The sequence below is a fragment of the Lacunimicrobium album genome (genome assembly GCF_052161635.1).
In the GTDB taxonomy this organism is placed as follows: domain Bacteria; phylum Planctomycetota; class Planctomycetia; order Planctomycetales; family Planctomycetaceae; genus SXPC01.
The window spans coordinates 2,099,067-2,115,633 of the sequence record NZ_CP197413.1 but is presented as its reverse complement, the minus strand read 5'-3'; the positions used below and the strand labels follow the sequence as shown (position 1 = coordinate 2,115,633).

Genomic DNA, 16,567 nt, shown 5'->3' with positions numbered 1-16,567 from the left:
CTGCAACCGCCTTGTTGACTATTTCAGGTTGATCGTAGCGAGTTGGGTGAGGGCTGATCGATCGACTTTAAAGGACGAGTTGAGAGGCCAGTCTTCGAGCTGTTCGATGTGGGCGGGAACCAGGTGACGAGGGAGGCTTGACTGGCAATGTTTTCGGATGTCAGTCGTAGGAGTCGAGTTGTCTGAGGTTGTGGTGTAGAAGAGGGCCAGTCTTGTACCGACCTGAGGCGACTCGAAGGGGACAACGATGACTTCGCAACGTGGGAATTTCTCGGTGACGACGGATTCGACTTCGCTGGGGTGTACTCGATACCCCGCGATTTTGCAGAGGGTGTTGGCACGTCCCTGGGGGTAGATGTAGCCCTCGGCGTCGACGGTGGCGAGGTCGCCGGTGTAAAGCCAGCCGTTTTTGATGACAGAGTGGGTGGCGGCTTCGTCGTTGAAATAACCTAGCATGATATTAGGGCCGCGGGCGCGGATCTGGCCGATTTCACCGACAGCGACGGGTTGGCCAAAGTCGTCGACGACCTGGAGTGTCACGCCGGGGATGCCTTTGCCGATGGAGCCAGGTCGCAGGACGCGTTGGTCAGGGGGGACGTAGGAAAGTCGCGCGGTGGCTTCGGTTTGGCCGTACATCAGGTAAAGCTTGGCTGCGCCGATCCGGGAGGCGACTTCGTCTGCGATGGTCGTCGTGAGGGCACCACCAGCGGCGGCGACGTAGCGCAGGGACGGGAGTTCGATCTGGCCTAAGCGGGTGTATTTCAGCAGGACACGGAAGAAGTCGGGGACGCCGGAGAAACTGGTGATCTGGTGGTCCTGGATGGCTTTGAGGATCGTCTCGGGGAACGAGAGGCTACCAGCCTGAACGAGTGTCGCGCCAGCGAGCAGGTGGCTTTGGAGGACGGAGTTGCCGAAGGCGTGATAGAACGGGAGGAGCGCGAGAGCGCGGTCGGTTGAGTCGATGTGGAGATACCGCTGGATGGAGAGGGCGTTGGTCAGCAGGTTACGATGCGAGAGCATCACGCCTTTGGGGGTGCCCGTCGAACCGGAGGTAAAGAAGATGGCGGCGAGGTTGACGGGTATTGAGGGATTTAGACGCGATGGTGAGATTGAATGGAGGCGTTCGAGTCTCGGAACGGGAAGTTCGTCATTCGATGGAATGATTCGAAGGCGGCATGCTGAGATTTCGAGAATGGACTGGAGACGCGTTGCTTCCATATCGGGAGGCAGCGGCACGACGACTCCGCCGGCGATGAGGACGCCATAAAAGGCGGCGGCGTACTCCGGACCATTGGGGAATTGGAGGATGACGAGAGAGCCGCGTTTGAAGTCGGGGTGACCAAGTAGCTCGGTGGCAATTGCTTGGGCCTGGGTACGAAGCTGAAGATAGGTCGTCTGGGTAGTGTCGGTTGAGAATGCGATCTGGTCGGTCAGGCACCGACAGGTTGCCAGAAACTGTGCCACCAAGGGCGAAGACGACTTCCGTCGCAAGTCATCGGTTGGCATGTCAGCTCCGAAAGGAAAACGTCGCGTGAGTGGCAGTCTCGGGGTCGTGACACGTTGGATCTTGATGCTCACGCGGGGCTCCTGCGCGGGACTTCGTCTGGTGAAATTTATTTCGCGAATAGACGGGAGGCAAACGGTATTCCGGAGGCAACAGTTCTCATAAAAAACGGGGAGAACTTTTTTTCACCTTGTTCTGATTTTTCAGGTTAAGTTGATCGAGTTTGAGTACGATTTATGGTGCGGCCATAATTATTCGTTGATGTGATGCCTGGGCTGGTTGGTGTATGGCACTGGAAACAATGATCTGGGAACAGACAGACGCTTTCGACGAAAGTGAAGGCTCTCGTGAACGTTATGAAGAGTTCCTGGGCTTGTTCTCACATCATCGAGACCGGATTTACGCTCACATTTTTGCATTAGTGCCTCACGAAGCTGATGCGGAAGACATTTTCCAGCGTTGCAGCATTCTCTTGTGGCGGAAGTTCCAGGAGTTTGACGCGGAGCGGTCGTTTTTATCGTGGGCGTGTGGAGTTGCGGTGTTTGAGATACGCAACTTTTTGAAGTCGAAACGTCGGAGCCGGCTGACGTTTCAGCCGGAGCTGATCGAGCAACTGTCAGCGGATCGGCTGGCGGAGGAAGAGCTCGAATCGGACCGGATGGAGGCGTTGCGGGGCTGTATTGATCAATTGCCAGCCAGTGAGCGTGATCTGGTGAAGGTGGCGTACGAGGGGACGATCACCGTCAAAGACTATGCGGCGGAGAATCAATTGTCGCTGCAGGTGTTGTACAACAAGCTGGCCAAGTTGCGTCGGTTGCTGCTGGCGTGTGTCGAGCGAAAGATGTCGCGGGAGGCTCACTATGAAGCGTGAGTTGTCCCTGGAGCGAGATGAGATTCCTCGCGAACTGTTCGGGTTATTGGAGCAGGTCTGTAACGAGACCCTGACGGAGAGTGAACATGCGCGGCTTGAAGAGATTTTACTGAAGAGCCCAAAGTCTCGACAGCTTTATCTGCGGTACATGGATCTTCATCTCGATTTGAAGAGGTCACAACGTCATGGCTCGAGCGTGACGCGCGATGCGGTGTCGGAGGCGCTACGTGCACTCGAGCCGATGCACCAGGTGAGGAGAGAGGTTACCGGGCACTCGCTGTCGAGTCGCTGGAAATTTCTTACGAGCGCGGTTGCGAGTGTGGCTGCGATTGTCTGTGTGGCCGTGATGCTGCCTAAGAATGGGGATGAGAAACAGCCAGTCGTTGAGAATAATGTGCCTGCGGTTGTGGTCGGCGTGAAAGAGGAGACCGTGCAGGTGGACTCCCCTGCACTGCCGCGGGATGTGATTCTGTCCCAGGAGGCAGGTGCACAGTTTTATAAAGACGAGATGCCAGCCTTTGGCTCGGCGCTCAGGATGGGGCATGAGTATTCACTGATCGACGGTCAGATTGAAGTCTTGTTTCCGACGGGTGCCAAGGTGATTCTTGAATCGCCGGCGTTATTTGAAGTGCATAGCGAAGAGCGGATGACCCTGGCCTATGGGAATTGTTCGGTGCATGCTCCCGCTGGTGCGGAAGGATTTGAGGTCCTCACCCCTGCGACGCAGGTGATTGATCGCGGGACGCGGTTCACGGTGAAGGTCGATGAAGCGGGTGTCAGCGAGGTTCATGTCATTGAAGGGCTGGTCGAAACCGTCGAACGGCTGAATGGAAAAGAAGACCGTAATGAACTCGATCATGGAAAGGCCATGCGATACATGGCCGATGATACGAAATCACATGTGGTCACGTTTTCTCAGAAGTCGTATCGGAATAACTTGCCGGACCGATTGATTCGCTATGAAGGTGAGACGGACCAGGCGGGCGGGATTGAGACGCTGTTGAATTTAACGGTCTCGCGTGCGGGCATAACTTACCGGTATGACTATGAACAACTCATCGGCTGCGATGTGGTGTCGTTCTGTGAGCGAGGTTCGCTGGCGACGGTGAACTTTGTGACGCCGAAGAATTATGAGGGAAACTATCGCGAACTCGCGATGCACGACAACAGCTTCCTGACGGGGATTCTGAATCCGGGTGGAGCGAGAAAGCCGCATACCGGAGAAGTGATTCTGCCCGGACCAGGTGTCAGCAAAGACAAGCTGACGCCCGGCATGACGCTGCGTTTCCGAGAGCCGATTGTGAACAGCGAGGGGCCTGATCTGGTGATTTTCGATGAGCAGACCGCGATCCATCCGCTCGAAGGGGATGCATTTCATCTGCGTCCTTTGCATATGAAAGTGGGGATGAAGCCTGTCACGATTACCCGCTACGACATCGGGATGCTCTCGCCGGAGGCCCGGCCGATGGCTGAATTTGATCTGCGAAAAACGGACAATGTTGTGCGATATATCGAGGAACTTTTTGCCTCGAAGAAGTCTCCGAGTCATGTGTCGCTGAATTATCGGGTTGTCGGGACAGCCATTGATTTGTCGTCGATGGGGATTCCGGCAGGAGACGAAGTGAGCGAATTATTTTTGCAGGATGTGATGGATGACGAGTTCCGGATCGATCCTGTTTTCATAGCCGGGTTTCCTCGCGTGGAAAAGAAGCTGCCTGCATCGTCAGAGGATGCAGATCGGGCACGTTAATACATTTCTTTCGTTCCTTTCTTACGTTGTTTTTGGAGAACAGACATGTCGACCAGGTCGTTGAAGCGTGGCTTTACATTAATTGAACTGCTGGTGGTGATCGCGATTATTGCGACCCTTGTGGCCATTCTTCTGCCCGCTGTGCAACAGGCACGGGAGGCGGCTCGTCGGTCGACTTGCAAGAACAATCTCAAGCAACTGGGATTGGCGATGCACAATTATCACGACACGTATTTGATGTTTCCACTAGCAGGAATGGGGCACTTGAATGCTCGTCCGTGGGTCGAGTTAGGCTGGACGGTTTCGATCCTGCCGTTCATTGAGCAAGGTGCGCTTTATGATCAAGTCAGTTTTGATGACGGAGTCTACAACGGCGGCACAGGACGTCGGGGGAATTTCAAGAATGAGATCGCGATGAATCGCATCCCGGTTTACATGTGCCCTTCGTCAACGACCGAGCAGTCACCCAGCACTCAAGAAACTGTGACCGGAAGTGCATTTGGAGCAGGGACAGGGCAGCCATACACAACTCATTACTACGGGATGGCCGGACCGGTTGGAAATCTCGACTTGAACGGCGATGGCGATGCCAGTGATGCGGGTGAAAGAATTTTCAAATCTGTTAATGGAACTGGAGGTTCGACTTCATTCGGCTTGTCGAGTATGGAAGGAATCATGCGTGGGCCTGTTGAGCATGCCAGAACAAGTAATTCCTATCGCGTTCCCGGCGTCAAATTCAGTGATGTTCAAGATGGTCTGTCGAATACCATCGCGCTTATGGAGATTTCTCGCGATTTTCCAGCAGGCATTACGCCGTTTGCCTACCGTAGCTGGGTTCGTGGTTTTGCCGGATTTGCGACACCTGGGGCCGTAGATCCATGGGGCGTTTCCTATGCACAAGGTGTCACTCTTGGGGTCAATAAGAATATTACAGCGCCAATTAATTCTCCCTATTCTTCAATCTATAACAACGGTGCCTGGGGGAGTAATCACAAGGGCGGTGCCCAAGCAGTTCTGGGGGATGGATCCGTGCATTTCTTCTCGGAGAATATGGATTTCAATACCCTGCGATATCTATGCACGATGGCGGGTGGCGAAACGACATCTCCTTTCTAAATGAAAAGACCCGCTGTCGAAATCGACGTATCAGATGGCATTGGTCATTGCACGGCGGTTGTTTCAACGCCGTGCCAATTGGCATCAAACGATGTCTGATCAACTTGAGGCCGAAATAAATGCCTCGGAAATAAATGAACTCGCGTCTGGTGAGTTCGTGATGAATTTGGATTTATGGAAAGCTTTGGAACTGCAATGCAAGATCTTCTCAAACTCAGGGCTCTCCTGTCGGGACTCTTACTCGTTGTCTTGTTGACGTCGGGTTGTCAGTCAGGGAGTGAGCGCTATCACCTTTCCGGAACCGTCACTTATAAGGGGGCACCAGTTCCGATGGGGTTGATTGTCTTTACGCCCGTGGAGCAAGGTGGTCTGCAAGGTTCGCCGGCATTTGCGAAGATTTCTAATGGACGCTTCGATACGAGTGTTGGCGGAGAAGGTCATTTCGGCGGGGTTCAAGATCTGATGATCTCAGGGTTCGATGGTGAGAATGTGACTGAGGATGCGCCGATGGGGGGCGTTTTGTTCGAAACAATGACCGTGCGTAAGACGCTGCCAGCGTCGACGAGCAAAATGGATCTCGTGTTGCCGTGATCAAGAAAGGGGCATGAGTAGACCGGGGCGGTCGAGTCAGGCTCGGTCGCTTAGTTGGCTATTGATATATTTAGATTATTTGATGGAAATCGAGTATTCAAGTGAATATTTTTGTCCGAGATTGAATTTAACAGGACTAGATGCATGAGACACTGCTAAGCGCGTGTTCCAGTCCATCTTCATTTCTCAGGTATTCCTATCTTGTCGAGGTCTCCAATGGTTCGAATGAGTCGAGAACGAGGTTTTACGCTGATTGAGCTCTTGGTCGTCATTGCGATCATTGCGACTCTCGTAGCAATTCTTCTGCCTGCGGTGCAGCAGGCTCGCGAAGCAGCCCGCCGTTCAACCTGCAAAAACAATCTCAAACAGCTTGGGATTGCGATGCACAATTATCATGACACGTTCAACGTTTTCCCTCCGTGCTACGTCGATATGCGTGCAACAAACGCCGCTTATCCAGACAACAAGGGGCACTGGGCCTGGTCTGCTTTTATTCTGCCGTTTATGGAGCAAGGAAGTTTGTACGACACGCTTCGAGTCGGGAATCTGACGGCCTCAGAGGCGATTCAGGCGAATCGGATCGCGATGCAGACGCCGATTCCGTCGTTCCGCTGCCCGTCTGATCCAGGGCCAACGATTCACAGCACGACTGATGCGCCGGGATATGCGATTGAAGAGTCGACAACAGCGACCGGACGAGGGCTGCCTGTCTCCAATTATGTCGTGGCGAACAATACGACGAACGTCCGTCAGAATCGTTCTTCGACTGGAATGGATGGGACGACGGGAGCAACGGGGATGTTCTTTCGAGACAGCAACACGAGAATGGCGAACATTACTGACGGACTGTCGAACACCATCATGATTGGCGAGAGGACCTACATTCATGGCGGGAAGCTGATGAAAGCCGGAACGTTGCATGCTGTTCGCAATGATGGCAATGGAGCAACTTCCTACGGACCTGCGGCCCAGGACAGCGGGCAGGGAGCCTGGAATCACGGATTGATGACGATCGCGTTTCACGTGCGGGACGGGATCAATCCGGTTTTGAGCGGCCCTGATACGAGTCGGAGCGGAAATCTCTCCAGTGCTCACAAGGGGGGTGCTCAGGTGACGCTGGGAGATGGATCGGTTCGCTTTATTGGCGAGAACATCTGGAATCTGCAGGAGACGGCGGCACCTTATCCGATCAACAGTACTCTCGAATCTTTGGTAGGAATTCGCGACGGGAATGTCATTGGTGAATTTTAGATGGATGACCGGATGACTTCATGCTCGCCTGCGTGAAAGCGCGGGCGAGTTGCGTTTGCGTTTTTGCCTCTATCCAAACTTCCTACGAGGGGAAATCGAATCATGATACAAATGCGAATGCGATTGCGATGTCTGTTGATAGTGATGCTGGCTGGTGTTGTCGTGGGGTGTGGCGGCGGACCGGATTACAAGCTGGGTTCAGTCGAAGGGACAGTGACTTTAGATGAGAAGCCGCTTGCGGATGCTGAGCTTCGATTCCAACCTCCCAAAGGACGTTCATCAGTCGCCGTGACTGATCAAAACGGGCATTATGTCCTTGATTACACGACGGAGCAGAAAGGGGCAGAACTCGGAGGGCACAGTGTCAGTATCACGACATTGCGAAGTGCCTCCGGTGGAGAGGGAGAGCAGCCGGCCGTTCCCGGTCGAGATGAATTATTGCCAGCGAGATATCACGCCAAGACTGAATTGACTGCTGATGTGAAACAGGGTTCAAATACAATCGACTTTCATTTGAAGTCGAAGTAGAGTTGGCACAGGAACAGCGACAGTAAATTGAGTGACGTTTGAAGACTGCAGAAAGGTTTGTGAATGATGACGTTGAGTCGAATGAAATGCTTTGCTTTGCTGATGGCGTCGGGCGCGATGTTCGTGTCGATGTCGTTAGAATCGAAAGCTGCGGATGTGCCAAAGGTGGTCGAAGCGGATGTTGTCATCTATGGGGCAACGTCAGGGGGGATCGCAGCTGCGGTGCAGGTCAAGCGCATGGGGCATAGCGTTGTCATTCTCGAGCCAGGGACGCATCTGGGGGGATTGACGGCGGGCGGTTTGGGCTGGACGGATACCGGGGACAAGAGTGTCATCGGGGGGATCTCGCGCCAGTTTTATCAGGACGTCAAGAAGCATTATGACGATCCCAAAGCCTGGCCGTTTCAAGAGCGGGAGAAGTACAAGTTTTACCGCGAGAATGAAGATGCCATGTGGGTGTTTGAGCCCAAGGTCGCTACGTCGATTTATCAGCGCTGGGTGAAGGACAACGACATTCCGGTGCACTTCGAACAGCGACTGGATCGCTCCGGGAAGAAGGTCGTCAAAGAAGGCGCACGCATCACGCAGATGACGATGGAGTCGGGACTGGTTGCCAAGGGGAAAGTCTTCATGGACTGCACCTATGAAGGCGATCTGCTGGCAGAATCGGGTGTCGAGTATTTTCTGGGACGTGAGCCGAATAGTCAGTACGGGGAGACGATCAACGGGCTTCAGACAGCCAAGGCGAAGCATCACCAGTTCACACTGCCCGTGAGTGCCTATCGTATTCCGAATGATCCGAAGAGTGGGCTGCTGCCGTACATCGGCGGGACCGAGCCGACTGTTCCAGACGGGACGGGGGACAAGCGGATGCAGGCGTATTGCTATCGGATGTGTCTGTCGAGTGCACCGGAGAATCGTCTGCCGATTCCCAAGCCTGCCAACTACGATCCAGTCAACTATGAGCTGCTGGCTCGTAATCTCGAAGCGGGTTGGGATGAGGTCTTCCGCAAGTTCGATCCTGCTCCAAATAACAAGACGGACACCAACAACCATGGCGGGTTTTCGTTCGACTTTATCGGTATGAACTATGGGTATCCGGAAGCCGATTATGCGACTCGCGAAGCACTGAATGATCAGCACCGAGATTACCAACTGGGGCTGTTATGGTTCCTGCAGAATGATCCTCGCGTGCCGGAGAAGATTCAGTCGAAGGCTAAGATGTGGGGACTGCCCAAAGATGAGTTCGTTGATAATGGCGGGTGGCCGCATCAGCTTTACATCCGCGAAGCCCGTCGGATGGTGGGTGTCGATGTCGTGACTGAGAATCATGTGACGCAGAAGGTGAAGACCGATGATTCGATCGGCATGGGGAGCTACAACATCGACTCGCATAACACGCAGCGTTATGTGACGAAGGATGGGCTGGTTCGCAATGAAGGGGATGTTCAAATTCATCCGGGCGGGCCATATCCAATCACGTTGAAGTCGATTCTGCCGAAGGAAAATCAGGCGACGAATCTCCTGGTTCCAGTCTGTCTGTCAGCCAGTCACGTGGCCTATGGGTCGATTCGGATGGAGCCTGTGTTCATGATCCTCGGCCAGTCAGCAGGGACAGTGGCTGTGCTGTCGATCGATGGGGACAAGCCGGTGCAGAAGGTGGCGTATGATGAAGTGAAGCCGATTCTGGTGAAGGATGGGCAAGTGCTTTATCGGGAGAAGAAGGTGAAGTAGGGAGTGATTGAAATTCGTAAGCGTCGTGATGGGAACATCACGACGCTTTTTTTTGTGGGATGAGGTTGCAAGGATGTGAGTCAGGTGTGGTCCAGCCGTTCATGGCTGGATCGGCGTCGCCGACAAGAAGCAACGCCATACGCGGCCGAACTCAGCTCACTGCATCATTTGGGAATGGACGCGTATGGTGACGCTTCTTGTGAGCTGCGCTCACCCAACCGTAAACGGGTGGGCCACCCGAGAGGGCGCGATGCTCATCCGTCTTTTGCTTTTCTCTGGTTACGGTTCGGTGTGTATCCTGTGCTGCGGGAATCGCGAGTTTGAAGCGTGTGCCACGGCTGTGTCAGCCGTGGAGATGGACATTCGATGCGCGATCGCACGGCTGACACAGCCGTGGCACACAGGGAAATCTAGTCGATTGGTGGGTGGCAAGATGCAACGCGGGACAGCGGTTCGGATGGAGTCTCGCCCTGAACTCGCTGCGTCATTCGGGAATGGACGCGTATGGTGACGCTTCTTGTGAGCGGCGCTCACCCAACCGTAAACGGGTGGGCCACCCGAGAGGGCGCGAATGAGTAAGTTATAGCGAGGCAGCAACGCTTGTCGGGCGGTCCAGCCAGGAGGTGCTCGCGACTTTCAGGGAGCGGAAGATTTCTTTGAGTCCCAGGGAGGTGAGGTTGAGCAGGGAGATGTCGGTGTAAAGGGTGTCGACGTGGGCGGCGTCTTCGTCGTTGCCGAGATAGAGCTGGCGGTTGGCGATGGGGAGGCTGAGGGTGCGCGGCAGCAGCATGCGTCTGGCGATGCGGTCGTGCATCGCGACGAAGGTGCAGCGGGTCTTCTGCATGATGGCGTGTCGGATGGTATCGCTATGGGCTTCAAAGAGGCGGTCGTCGTTGTGGTAATGGATCTGGCAGTAATTGAGACGCCAGCGGGTCACGAGTGAATAAATGACGTAAAGTGGCCCCTCTTCGGTCTCAAGGACCATGTGATTCATATGAGCCTGGGAGTGGTCGAGGAAGAGCTGGCGGTCGACTGGCGAGAGGATACGCGAAGTCAGCAGGTCAATCTGCTGGCAGGCCTGGATGGCGTTTTCGTGGACCGGGAGAACAGTGGGCAGCAGGGCACAGAGTGTGGAGTCGAGCGCTTTGAAACCGAGTTTGGCGCTGATCTTCTGGACGCCCTCCGTCGGGGAGAGGTCGATGATGACGTGGTTCTTGTATTTGAGCGGGGCCCGCATGAGGAGCAGGCTGTGGCCACGGTACTCGGGTTTGACCATCCAGGTGTGGAGATTGCAGACGGGGAGTGTTTTGCCCGCGAGTTGACGTTCGCTGAAAATCATACCGAGGACGCCGACGAGTTTGCCGTTATCGGTGAGGGCGTAGCCGGTGTGGTCCTGGCCGGAGTGGGGGCGGATTTCGAAGAGAGGAGCCCAGTCGGCGCGCGTGAGTTCGTGGTCGAAACTTTCGAGGAACTCTCGATGAATTTCGGGGAACATGCCTTCGCGGATGGGTTCGACTTTGGGCATCAGTCCTCGCTCAAGGGAATGAAAAATGGGACAGGAAATGTTGTCAGTCGTGTAGGGGGCTGGTGAGTCTTCGAATCGCACCAAAAGGACATTCGATCGCACATTTGGTGCGGTTCGCAAAGCCTCACCAGCACCCTACGATTTATTCACGGGGACGGGGATCGATCTGGTCAAGCCAGAGGTCTTCGGGTTGACCGCGGCGTCGGATGAGTTGGTGGCCTGTTTTGTCGATGAGGACTTCAGGAGGGGCAGCGTGTGAGAGGAAGCCGAGGGGGCTGGAGGTGCGGGCGTAGGCGCCGGCGTTGAAGATGCCGATGAGGTCGCCGGGGGCGAGTTGCGGCATGGAGATGTCGCGGGCAAGTGTGTCGAGGGGGGTACACAAGGGGCCGACGATGTCGACGGTGGTTGACTGTTCTTCGTTGAGACGCTTAATCGCGGCGATCGGGAAGTTGCGTTTGATGGTCTGGCCGAGATTGCCGGAGGCGGCGAGGTGGTGGTGCATGCCACCATCGACGACGACGAATGTTTTGCCGCGAGACGTTTTGATGTCGGTCACGCTCGTGACGTAAAGACCTGATTCAGCGGTGAGAAAACGACCAGGCTCGATGATGAGTTGCGCGTCTCGCAGGGCGGGATCGTTCTCAATTTCTTCGATAATCGGAGTGAAGCCTGCTGCAAAGGCCTGAAGGTCGAGGCTGTGTTCGTGGCTGAAGTACGGAATGCCGAGGCCACCGCCGAAGTCGATGGTTTCGAGGGGGCGACCGATGGTCTGGCTGAGTGTACGGGCGACGTTGAGGGCGTGTTTGTATTGGGTCAGCAGGATGTCGGCATCGAGGATCTGAGTGCCGGTGAAGAGGTGGACGCCGACGATTTTGAGATGGGAGAGTCGGGAGATCTGTTGAGCGACGGGGATGAGTTGTTCTTCGTCGATGCCGAAGGGGGCGGGCTTGCCACCCATGCGCATCGCGCCGCCTTGGGCGGATTGCGAAGGGTTGATGCGCATCGAGATGCGGACCTGTCGGCCGTGCTCGCGAGCGATGTCGTTGAGGCGTTGGGCTTCGGTGACTGATTCGACGTGGATCTCGTGGATACCGTAATGGACGGCTTCGGTCAGGTCGCGCTGTGTTTTTCCGGGGCCTGCAAAGAGGATACGGTCGGGAGAGCAGCCGCTTTTGATCGCGGTGTGAAGCTCACCACTGGAGGCGATTTCGATGCCGCAGCCCGCTTCGATCAGGCGACGGGCGATGACGCGGTGCGGGTTGGCTTTGATGGAGTAGTAGACGTCGACGCGTTCCGTGAAGGCATCGCGGAGTTTGGCGAGTTGGGCGAGGATGGTGGCTTCGTCGTAGAGGTAAAGAGGGGAGCCGTAGTATTGGACGAGGCGTGAAATGGGGTGAGAAGCGATGGCGAGTTGGCCATCAAGGTTGGTGTATTGGGGGGAGATGTGGCGCGCAGCGTGGTAGCCGGGGAGTGATTCGGTGGTTGGTTCGATGGTCGTCGACATGATGTTGGAGTTCGTTTGGAAGTGTGGGCGGTTGGCGGTTCGCAGAGTTCCCTCATCCGTCGTCGAAGCGCCGCCACCTTCTCCCCGGGGGAGAAGGATCAGGAATCGGGAGAAGGGAGGAAGATGAATTACGCGTTCTGCAGGGCGGATTCTTCGGCTCGGCGTTTCAGGGTGGGGTAGTCGATTTTGCCGCTGGAGGTTTTCGGGAGTTGGTCGACGATGTCGACGAACTTGGGGACCATGTAGCGTGGCATGGCTTCGCTGGCCTGGGCGATGATGTCGGTTTCAGTCAGCTGTTCGCCGTCGACGGGGACGACGTAGGCTTTGATGTGCTGGCCGAGCAGTTCATCAGCGACGCCGACGACGGCGGCTTCACGGACGGACTTATTGCGGCAGATCGCCTGTTCGACTTCTGTCGGGCTGATGCGGAAGCCGGAGGACTTGATCAGATTGTCTCGTCGACCGACGAAGTAGAGGAAACCATCTTCGTCCATCTTGACAAGGTCGCCGGAGTAACAGACTTTCACGGCGTTGTTCGAACCGGGCAGAGAGAACGGATGAGGACGGAGAATGCGGGCCGTGAGTTCTTCCTGGCCCCAGTAACCCAGAGATACGGTCGGGCCGTGGTGGACGAGTTCGCCGACTTCGCCGGGACCGCAGGGGCTGCCGTCTTCTTTGACGACGAGGATCTCGGTGTTCGGGATGGCTTTGCCCATGGAAGTCGGGCGTCGGTCGAGTTCGGAGGGTGGCAAGTAAGTGGAGCGGAAGGCTTCGGTCAGGCCGTACATCAGGAAGACCTGTGTTCCCGGGAGACCTTGTCGCAGAAGTCCGAGGGTCGATTGTGGCATCGCGCCGCCGGTGTTGGTGATGTAGCGGAGGTGTGGCAGGTTAGCTTTGGCCAGACCGCTGGAAGGCTGGACGAAGAGATTCCAGAAAGGTGGAACGCCCGCCAGTCCGGTGATCTTTTCTCGTGTCAATTCGGAGATAACGTCTCTGGCAAAGCGGAACTGGCTGATGACGAGTGTCGCGCCTTTGAGGACGGCGGTAGTCAGCTGATTCATGCCGGCATCAAAGGAGAACGGCAGGACGGCGAGGATGCGATCTTCATGTGTGACGCTGAGATAATCACCAACGATCTCGGCTCCTGCGATGACGTTGTCATGACTGAGCATGACCCCTTTGGGTTTGCCGGTCGAGCCAGAGGTATAGAGGATCGCGGCAAGATCTTTCCCGATGGTGATGTCGGGGACGGGAGTTGTGGAGACGTCGCCGGTGAGGAACTTCTGGTAGGAATGAATGGGGATCGGGCCTGCTTGGTCTTCGGTCAGAATGTCGGTCAGGATGACGAACTTCAAAGACGGAAGATGGTCGAGGTGATCCTGGAGTTCGCCCCAGCGTTTCTTCGTGGTGATCAGTCCAGTGACGGTGCAGTCGGAGCAGATGTGCGTGACTTGATCGGGTTTGAGACTGTGGTGAATGGGGACGTACGCGCCCTGGGCCGCGCTCGCGGCGAAGATGGAAGTGGATTGCTCGACGGATGGTTCAAGGAGGATCGCCAGACGCTCGCCACGTTTGAGTCCACTCGCTTTGAGAGCGGCTGCCAGATACGAAACGTCCTGCCAGAGTTGTGCGCAAGACAAGATGCGAGAACCGCAGACAATTGCCTGTTTGTCAGGTGAGAAGGCTGCGGAACGGCGCAGCATGTGATGCACAAGAAAATCCATAAAGGCCCCGATTGGAAAACGATGTGCAGGTCAAAGCGGATCAGATGACGTTACGAGTTCAGCTTGCCTTCGACGAAGTTCGATAAGCGAGAGATCGACTCGAAGTTGTCCGAGAGGAGGTCATCGTCTTCGAGGACAAGCCCGAAGCGGTCTTCGATGAACATGACGACGTCGAGTGTGCCCAGAGAATCGATGATGCCGTCCTGCAGCAATGAGTCGTCGTCGCTGACCTGCTTCTGGCGGGCGAGCGGAAACTGTTTCATGATAAATTCACGAATGACGGGGAGAGTGGCGGAGGCGTGGTCGACGGTACTCATGGGCGGTTACTTCCTCTTGAAGTCCTGATCACTCGACAGAGCATCAGACAAAGAAGGTGTGACGTGAACCTCAGACTGCACGATGGCTGCTGAGGTTGATCGTTGTTTCGATAATGAAACATGGCATTTGCAACGTGGGCTGCCCGCAGGTTTGTGTCTAATTCGCATCAGGTAAAAGAAGAATCAGTTGACCTAATCGTTACAGGCCGCAAAGTCTGCGTGACTGCACTGGTAAGACAATTCGAATCCGGTCAGTCAAAACGAAAATAACGACGTCGGACTTGCTCAAGCGGGCTCCGGGATTCAAAATGATGCCTTGTACACCCGCTCACTCTGATGCCACTGACGACGCCAGACAGACCTTCATGCTTGCCAAACTCTGCTCGTTCTCGCTGTATGGAATTGACGCCAAGACGGTCGATGTGGAAGTCGACATCAGTCCGGCCTCTCTACCAAAAACGACTCTCGTGGGCTTAGCCGAGGCTGCGACCAAAGAGTCGGTCTATCGCATTGAACGTGCGCTGGTGAATTCCGGTTATTCGCGTCCGATCGATCGCATCGTCATTAATCTTTCGCCAGCAGATCTGCCGAAGGATGCGGCCTCTTTGGACCTGCCGATTGCGGTGGGGATCCTGGCGGCTTCGGATCAATTGGCGCAGGATAACTTCTCGCGGTATGGGCTTGTCGGTGAGTTGGCGCTGGATGGATCGCTTCGCCCTGCCAAGGGGACGCTGTCGATGGCGCTGCAGGCGCGGGAGATGAACCTCCAGGGGATTCTGGTGCCGCTGGCAAATGCGGCTGAGGCGGCGGTCGTCGAGGGAGTCGATGTCATTCCAGTCGAGACACTTTCCGAAGCGGTCGGCTTTCTGACGGGGCGTCTGGAGATTGAGCCCTCGCCGTTTTCGTGGGAGAGGGCGGTTCGGGCACATGGGAACTATGACATCGACTATGCGGACGTGAAGGGGCAGGAGTTTGCTAAGCGCGCCGTCACGATTGCGGCTGGTGGTTTTCACCATCTACTTTTGTTAGGCCCGCCTGGCAGTGGCAAGACACTGCTCTCATCACGTTTGCCGACGATTATGCCGGACCTGTCGCAGGAAGAGAGTCTGGAGACGACGCGGGTGCACTCGGCTCTCGGGCGACTGCCAGCAGGGCAGTCTTTGATTTTGAAACGCCCGTTTCGTGAGCCGCATCATACGATCTCGGAAGCGGGACTTGTTGGCGGTGGAAGTGTGCCGCAGCCGGGGGAGATCTCGATGGCACACAATGGCATTCTCTTCCTAGATGAACTCCCCGAGTTCAATCGCAAGACGCTGGAAGTACTACGACAGCCCTTGGAAGAGCAGCGAGTAACGATTTCTCGGGCGATCGGGAGCACGACCTTTCCTGCGAACTTCATGATGGTGGCGGCGATGAATCCGAGTCCGGCGGGATATGGGCCGGATTCCTCGCGCGGGGTGAACCCGCAGGCGATGCAAAAATACTTGTCCCGGATCTCAGGTCCGTTGCTCGATCGCATCGATATTCACATCGAAGTCCCCGCAGTTCCGTTTCGGGATCTCGCGAATAAACAGGAAGGAACGAACTCCGCGACGATGCGTGAGAAAGTCATGCAGGCGCGGGAGATTCAGAAGAAGCGGTTTGCCGATGAGCCTCGGGTGCGGCTGAACGGGCGAATGTCGACGCGTCAGATTCGCAAGTTCTGTGCGCTGGATGAACAGGCGGAGGGATTGCTCAAGGCGGCGATGGAGGAGATGGATCTTTCCGCTCGTGCGCATGACCGGATTTTACGCGTTGCAAGGACGATTGCGGATCTGGAAGCGAGCAATGACATTACCGTGATGCATATCAGCGAGGCGATTAACTATCGGTCGCTGGATCGGAAGTATTGGACGTAAGAGTGAGGAGGTTGCCTGACGCGTGGTGAGCTTTGGGAAATCGTTTTTTGCCTATGCCCCACCCTCATCCGCCCTTCGGGCACCTTCTCCCCTCAAGGGAGAAGGGACGGAGTTGAAAGTCTCACGCGGTTCCAGTTGAATTTTTGAGAGGCGGACAGTATCTTTTACTGCACAAGGCCACTTAGCTCAGTTGGTTAGAGCACACCGTTCACATCGGTGGGGTCACAGGTTCGAGTCCTGTAGCGGCCACTTGT

The 16,567-nt window shown here is 55.6% G+C and carries 13 protein-coding genes and 1 tRNA gene; 9 read left to right on the top strand and 5 right to left on the bottom strand.

Annotated elements, in window-relative coordinates:
- Positions 1–18: 18 nt before the first annotated feature.
- Positions 19–1,506, bottom strand: a complete 1,488-nt coding sequence (locus SH248x_RS08360) for a class I adenylate-forming enzyme family protein (protein WP_459558075.1) — start codon at positions 1,504–1,506, stop codon at positions 19–21.
- Positions 1,507–1,790: 284 nt separating this feature from the next.
- On the opposite strand from SH248x_RS08360, the gene SH248x_RS08355 reads away from it, so the two are divergent.
- The 7 genes from SH248x_RS08355 (at position 1,791) to SH248x_RS08325 (ending at position 9,345) form a co-directional block, all read left to right on the top strand.
- Complete coding sequence (locus SH248x_RS08355; RefSeq protein ID WP_459558074.1) at positions 1,791–2,375, top strand: sigma-70 family RNA polymerase sigma factor; 585 nt, start codon at positions 1,791–1,793, stop codon at positions 2,373–2,375.
- Positions 2,365–4,125, top strand: a complete 1,761-nt coding sequence (locus SH248x_RS08350; RefSeq protein ID WP_459558073.1) for a FecR family protein — start codon at positions 2,365–2,367, stop codon at positions 4,123–4,125. Before SH248x_RS08355 ends, SH248x_RS08350 begins: the two co-directional genes overlap by 11 nt.
- Positions 4,126–4,170: 45 nt before the next feature.
- Complete coding sequence (locus SH248x_RS08345) at positions 4,171–5,241, top strand: DUF1559 family PulG-like putative transporter (protein ID WP_459558072.1); 1,071 nt, start codon at positions 4,171–4,173, stop codon at positions 5,239–5,241.
- Between the two features lie 195 nt (positions 5,242–5,436).
- On the top strand, positions 5,437–5,832 hold the full coding sequence (locus SH248x_RS08340; RefSeq protein WP_459558071.1) for a hypothetical protein: 396 nt from the start codon (positions 5,437–5,439) through the stop codon (positions 5,830–5,832).
- A gap of 225 nt (positions 5,833–6,057) precedes the next feature.
- A complete protein-coding gene (locus SH248x_RS08335) occupies positions 6,058–7,083 on the top strand; it encodes a DUF1559 family PulG-like putative transporter (RefSeq protein WP_459558070.1) in 1,026 nt (341 codons plus the stop codon).
- Between the two features lie 102 nt (positions 7,084–7,185).
- Positions 7,186–7,611, top strand: a complete 426-nt coding sequence (locus SH248x_RS08330) for a peptidase associated/transthyretin-like domain-containing protein (protein ID WP_459558069.1) — start codon at positions 7,186–7,188, stop codon at positions 7,609–7,611.
- 63 nt (positions 7,612–7,674) lie between these two features.
- Positions 7,675–9,345, top strand: a complete 1,671-nt coding sequence (locus SH248x_RS08325) for an FAD-dependent oxidoreductase (RefSeq protein ID WP_459558068.1) — start codon at positions 7,675–7,677, stop codon at positions 9,343–9,345.
- Positions 9,346–9,925: 580 nt separating this feature from the next.
- On the opposite strand, the gene SH248x_RS08320 is transcribed toward SH248x_RS08325, so the two are convergent.
- From SH248x_RS08320 to SH248x_RS08305, 4 genes are all read right to left on the bottom strand, one after another.
- Positions 9,926–10,870 carry a GNAT family protein gene (locus SH248x_RS08320; protein ID WP_459558067.1) on the bottom strand — a complete coding sequence of 315 codons (945 nt, stop codon included), beginning with the start codon at positions 10,868–10,870 and terminating at the stop codon, positions 9,926–9,928.
- 142 nt (positions 10,871–11,012) lie between these two features.
- Entirely contained in the window at positions 11,013–12,374 is a 1,362-nt protein-coding gene (gene lysA, locus SH248x_RS08315) for a type III PLP-dependent enzyme (RefSeq protein WP_459558066.1), read from the bottom strand.
- Positions 12,375–12,502: 128 nt separating this feature from the next.
- The gene (locus tag SH248x_RS08310) at positions 12,503–14,077 is read right to left on the bottom strand and encodes an acyl-CoA ligase (AMP-forming), exosortase A system-associated (RefSeq protein ID WP_459558065.1); all 1,575 of its coding nucleotides are present in this window, start codon (positions 14,075–14,077) and stop codon (positions 12,503–12,505) included.
- Positions 14,078–14,148: 71 nt separating this feature from the next.
- On the bottom strand, positions 14,149–14,415 hold the full coding sequence (locus SH248x_RS08305; RefSeq protein ID WP_459558064.1) for an acyl carrier protein: 267 nt from the start codon (positions 14,413–14,415) through the stop codon (positions 14,149–14,151).
- A 365-nt stretch (positions 14,416–14,780) separates the two neighbouring features.
- Between SH248x_RS08305 and SH248x_RS08300 the strand changes: the two genes are divergently transcribed.
- Positions 14,781–16,313 carry a YifB family Mg chelatase-like AAA ATPase gene (locus SH248x_RS08300; RefSeq protein ID WP_459558598.1) on the top strand — a complete coding sequence of 511 codons (1,533 nt, stop codon included), beginning with the start codon at positions 14,781–14,783 and terminating at the stop codon, positions 16,311–16,313.
- A gap of 175 nt (positions 16,314–16,488) precedes the next feature.
- A tRNA-Val gene (locus tag SH248x_RS08295) sits at positions 16,489–16,562 on the top strand.
- Positions 16,563–16,567 lie beyond the last annotated feature (5 nt).

What these genes read in the sequence shown, in the direction of transcription:
- SH248x_RS08360 (WP_459558075.1), bottom strand. Translation starts at nt 1,506, where the DNA reads ATGCCAACCGATGACTTGCGACGGAAGTCGTCTTCGCCCTTGGTGGCA.
- SH248x_RS08355 (WP_459558074.1), top strand. Translation starts at nt 1,791, where the DNA reads ATGGCACTGGAAACAATGATCTGGGAACAGACAGACGCTTTCGACGAA.
- SH248x_RS08350 (WP_459558073.1), top strand. Translation starts at nt 2,365, where the DNA reads ATGAAGCGTGAGTTGTCCCTGGAGCGAGATGAGATTCCTCGCGAACTG.
- SH248x_RS08345 (WP_459558072.1), top strand. Translation starts at nt 4,171, where the DNA reads ATGTCGACCAGGTCGTTGAAGCGTGGCTTTACATTAATTGAACTGCTG.
- SH248x_RS08340 (WP_459558071.1), top strand. Translation starts at nt 5,437, where the DNA reads ATGCAAGATCTTCTCAAACTCAGGGCTCTCCTGTCGGGACTCTTACTC.
- SH248x_RS08335 (WP_459558070.1), top strand. Translation starts at nt 6,058, where the DNA reads ATGAGTCGAGAACGAGGTTTTACGCTGATTGAGCTCTTGGTCGTCATT.
- SH248x_RS08330 (WP_459558069.1), top strand. Translation starts at nt 7,186, where the DNA reads ATGATACAAATGCGAATGCGATTGCGATGTCTGTTGATAGTGATGCTG.
- SH248x_RS08325 (WP_459558068.1), top strand. Translation starts at nt 7,675, where the DNA reads ATGATGACGTTGAGTCGAATGAAATGCTTTGCTTTGCTGATGGCGTCG.
- SH248x_RS08320 (WP_459558067.1), bottom strand. Translation starts at nt 10,870, where the DNA reads ATGCCCAAAGTCGAACCCATCCGCGAAGGCATGTTCCCCGAAATTCAT.
- lysA (WP_459558066.1), bottom strand. Translation starts at nt 12,374, where the DNA reads ATGTCGACGACCATCGAACCAACCACCGAATCACTCCCCGGCTACCAC.
- SH248x_RS08310 (WP_459558065.1), bottom strand. Translation starts at nt 14,077, where the DNA reads ATGCTGCGCCGTTCCGCAGCCTTCTCACCTGACAAACAGGCAATTGTC.
- SH248x_RS08305 (WP_459558064.1), bottom strand. Translation starts at nt 14,415, where the DNA reads ATGAGTACCGTCGACCACGCCTCCGCCACTCTCCCCGTCATTCGTGAA.
- SH248x_RS08300 (WP_459558598.1), top strand. Translation starts at nt 14,781, where the DNA reads ATGCTTGCCAAACTCTGCTCGTTCTCGCTGTATGGAATTGACGCCAAG.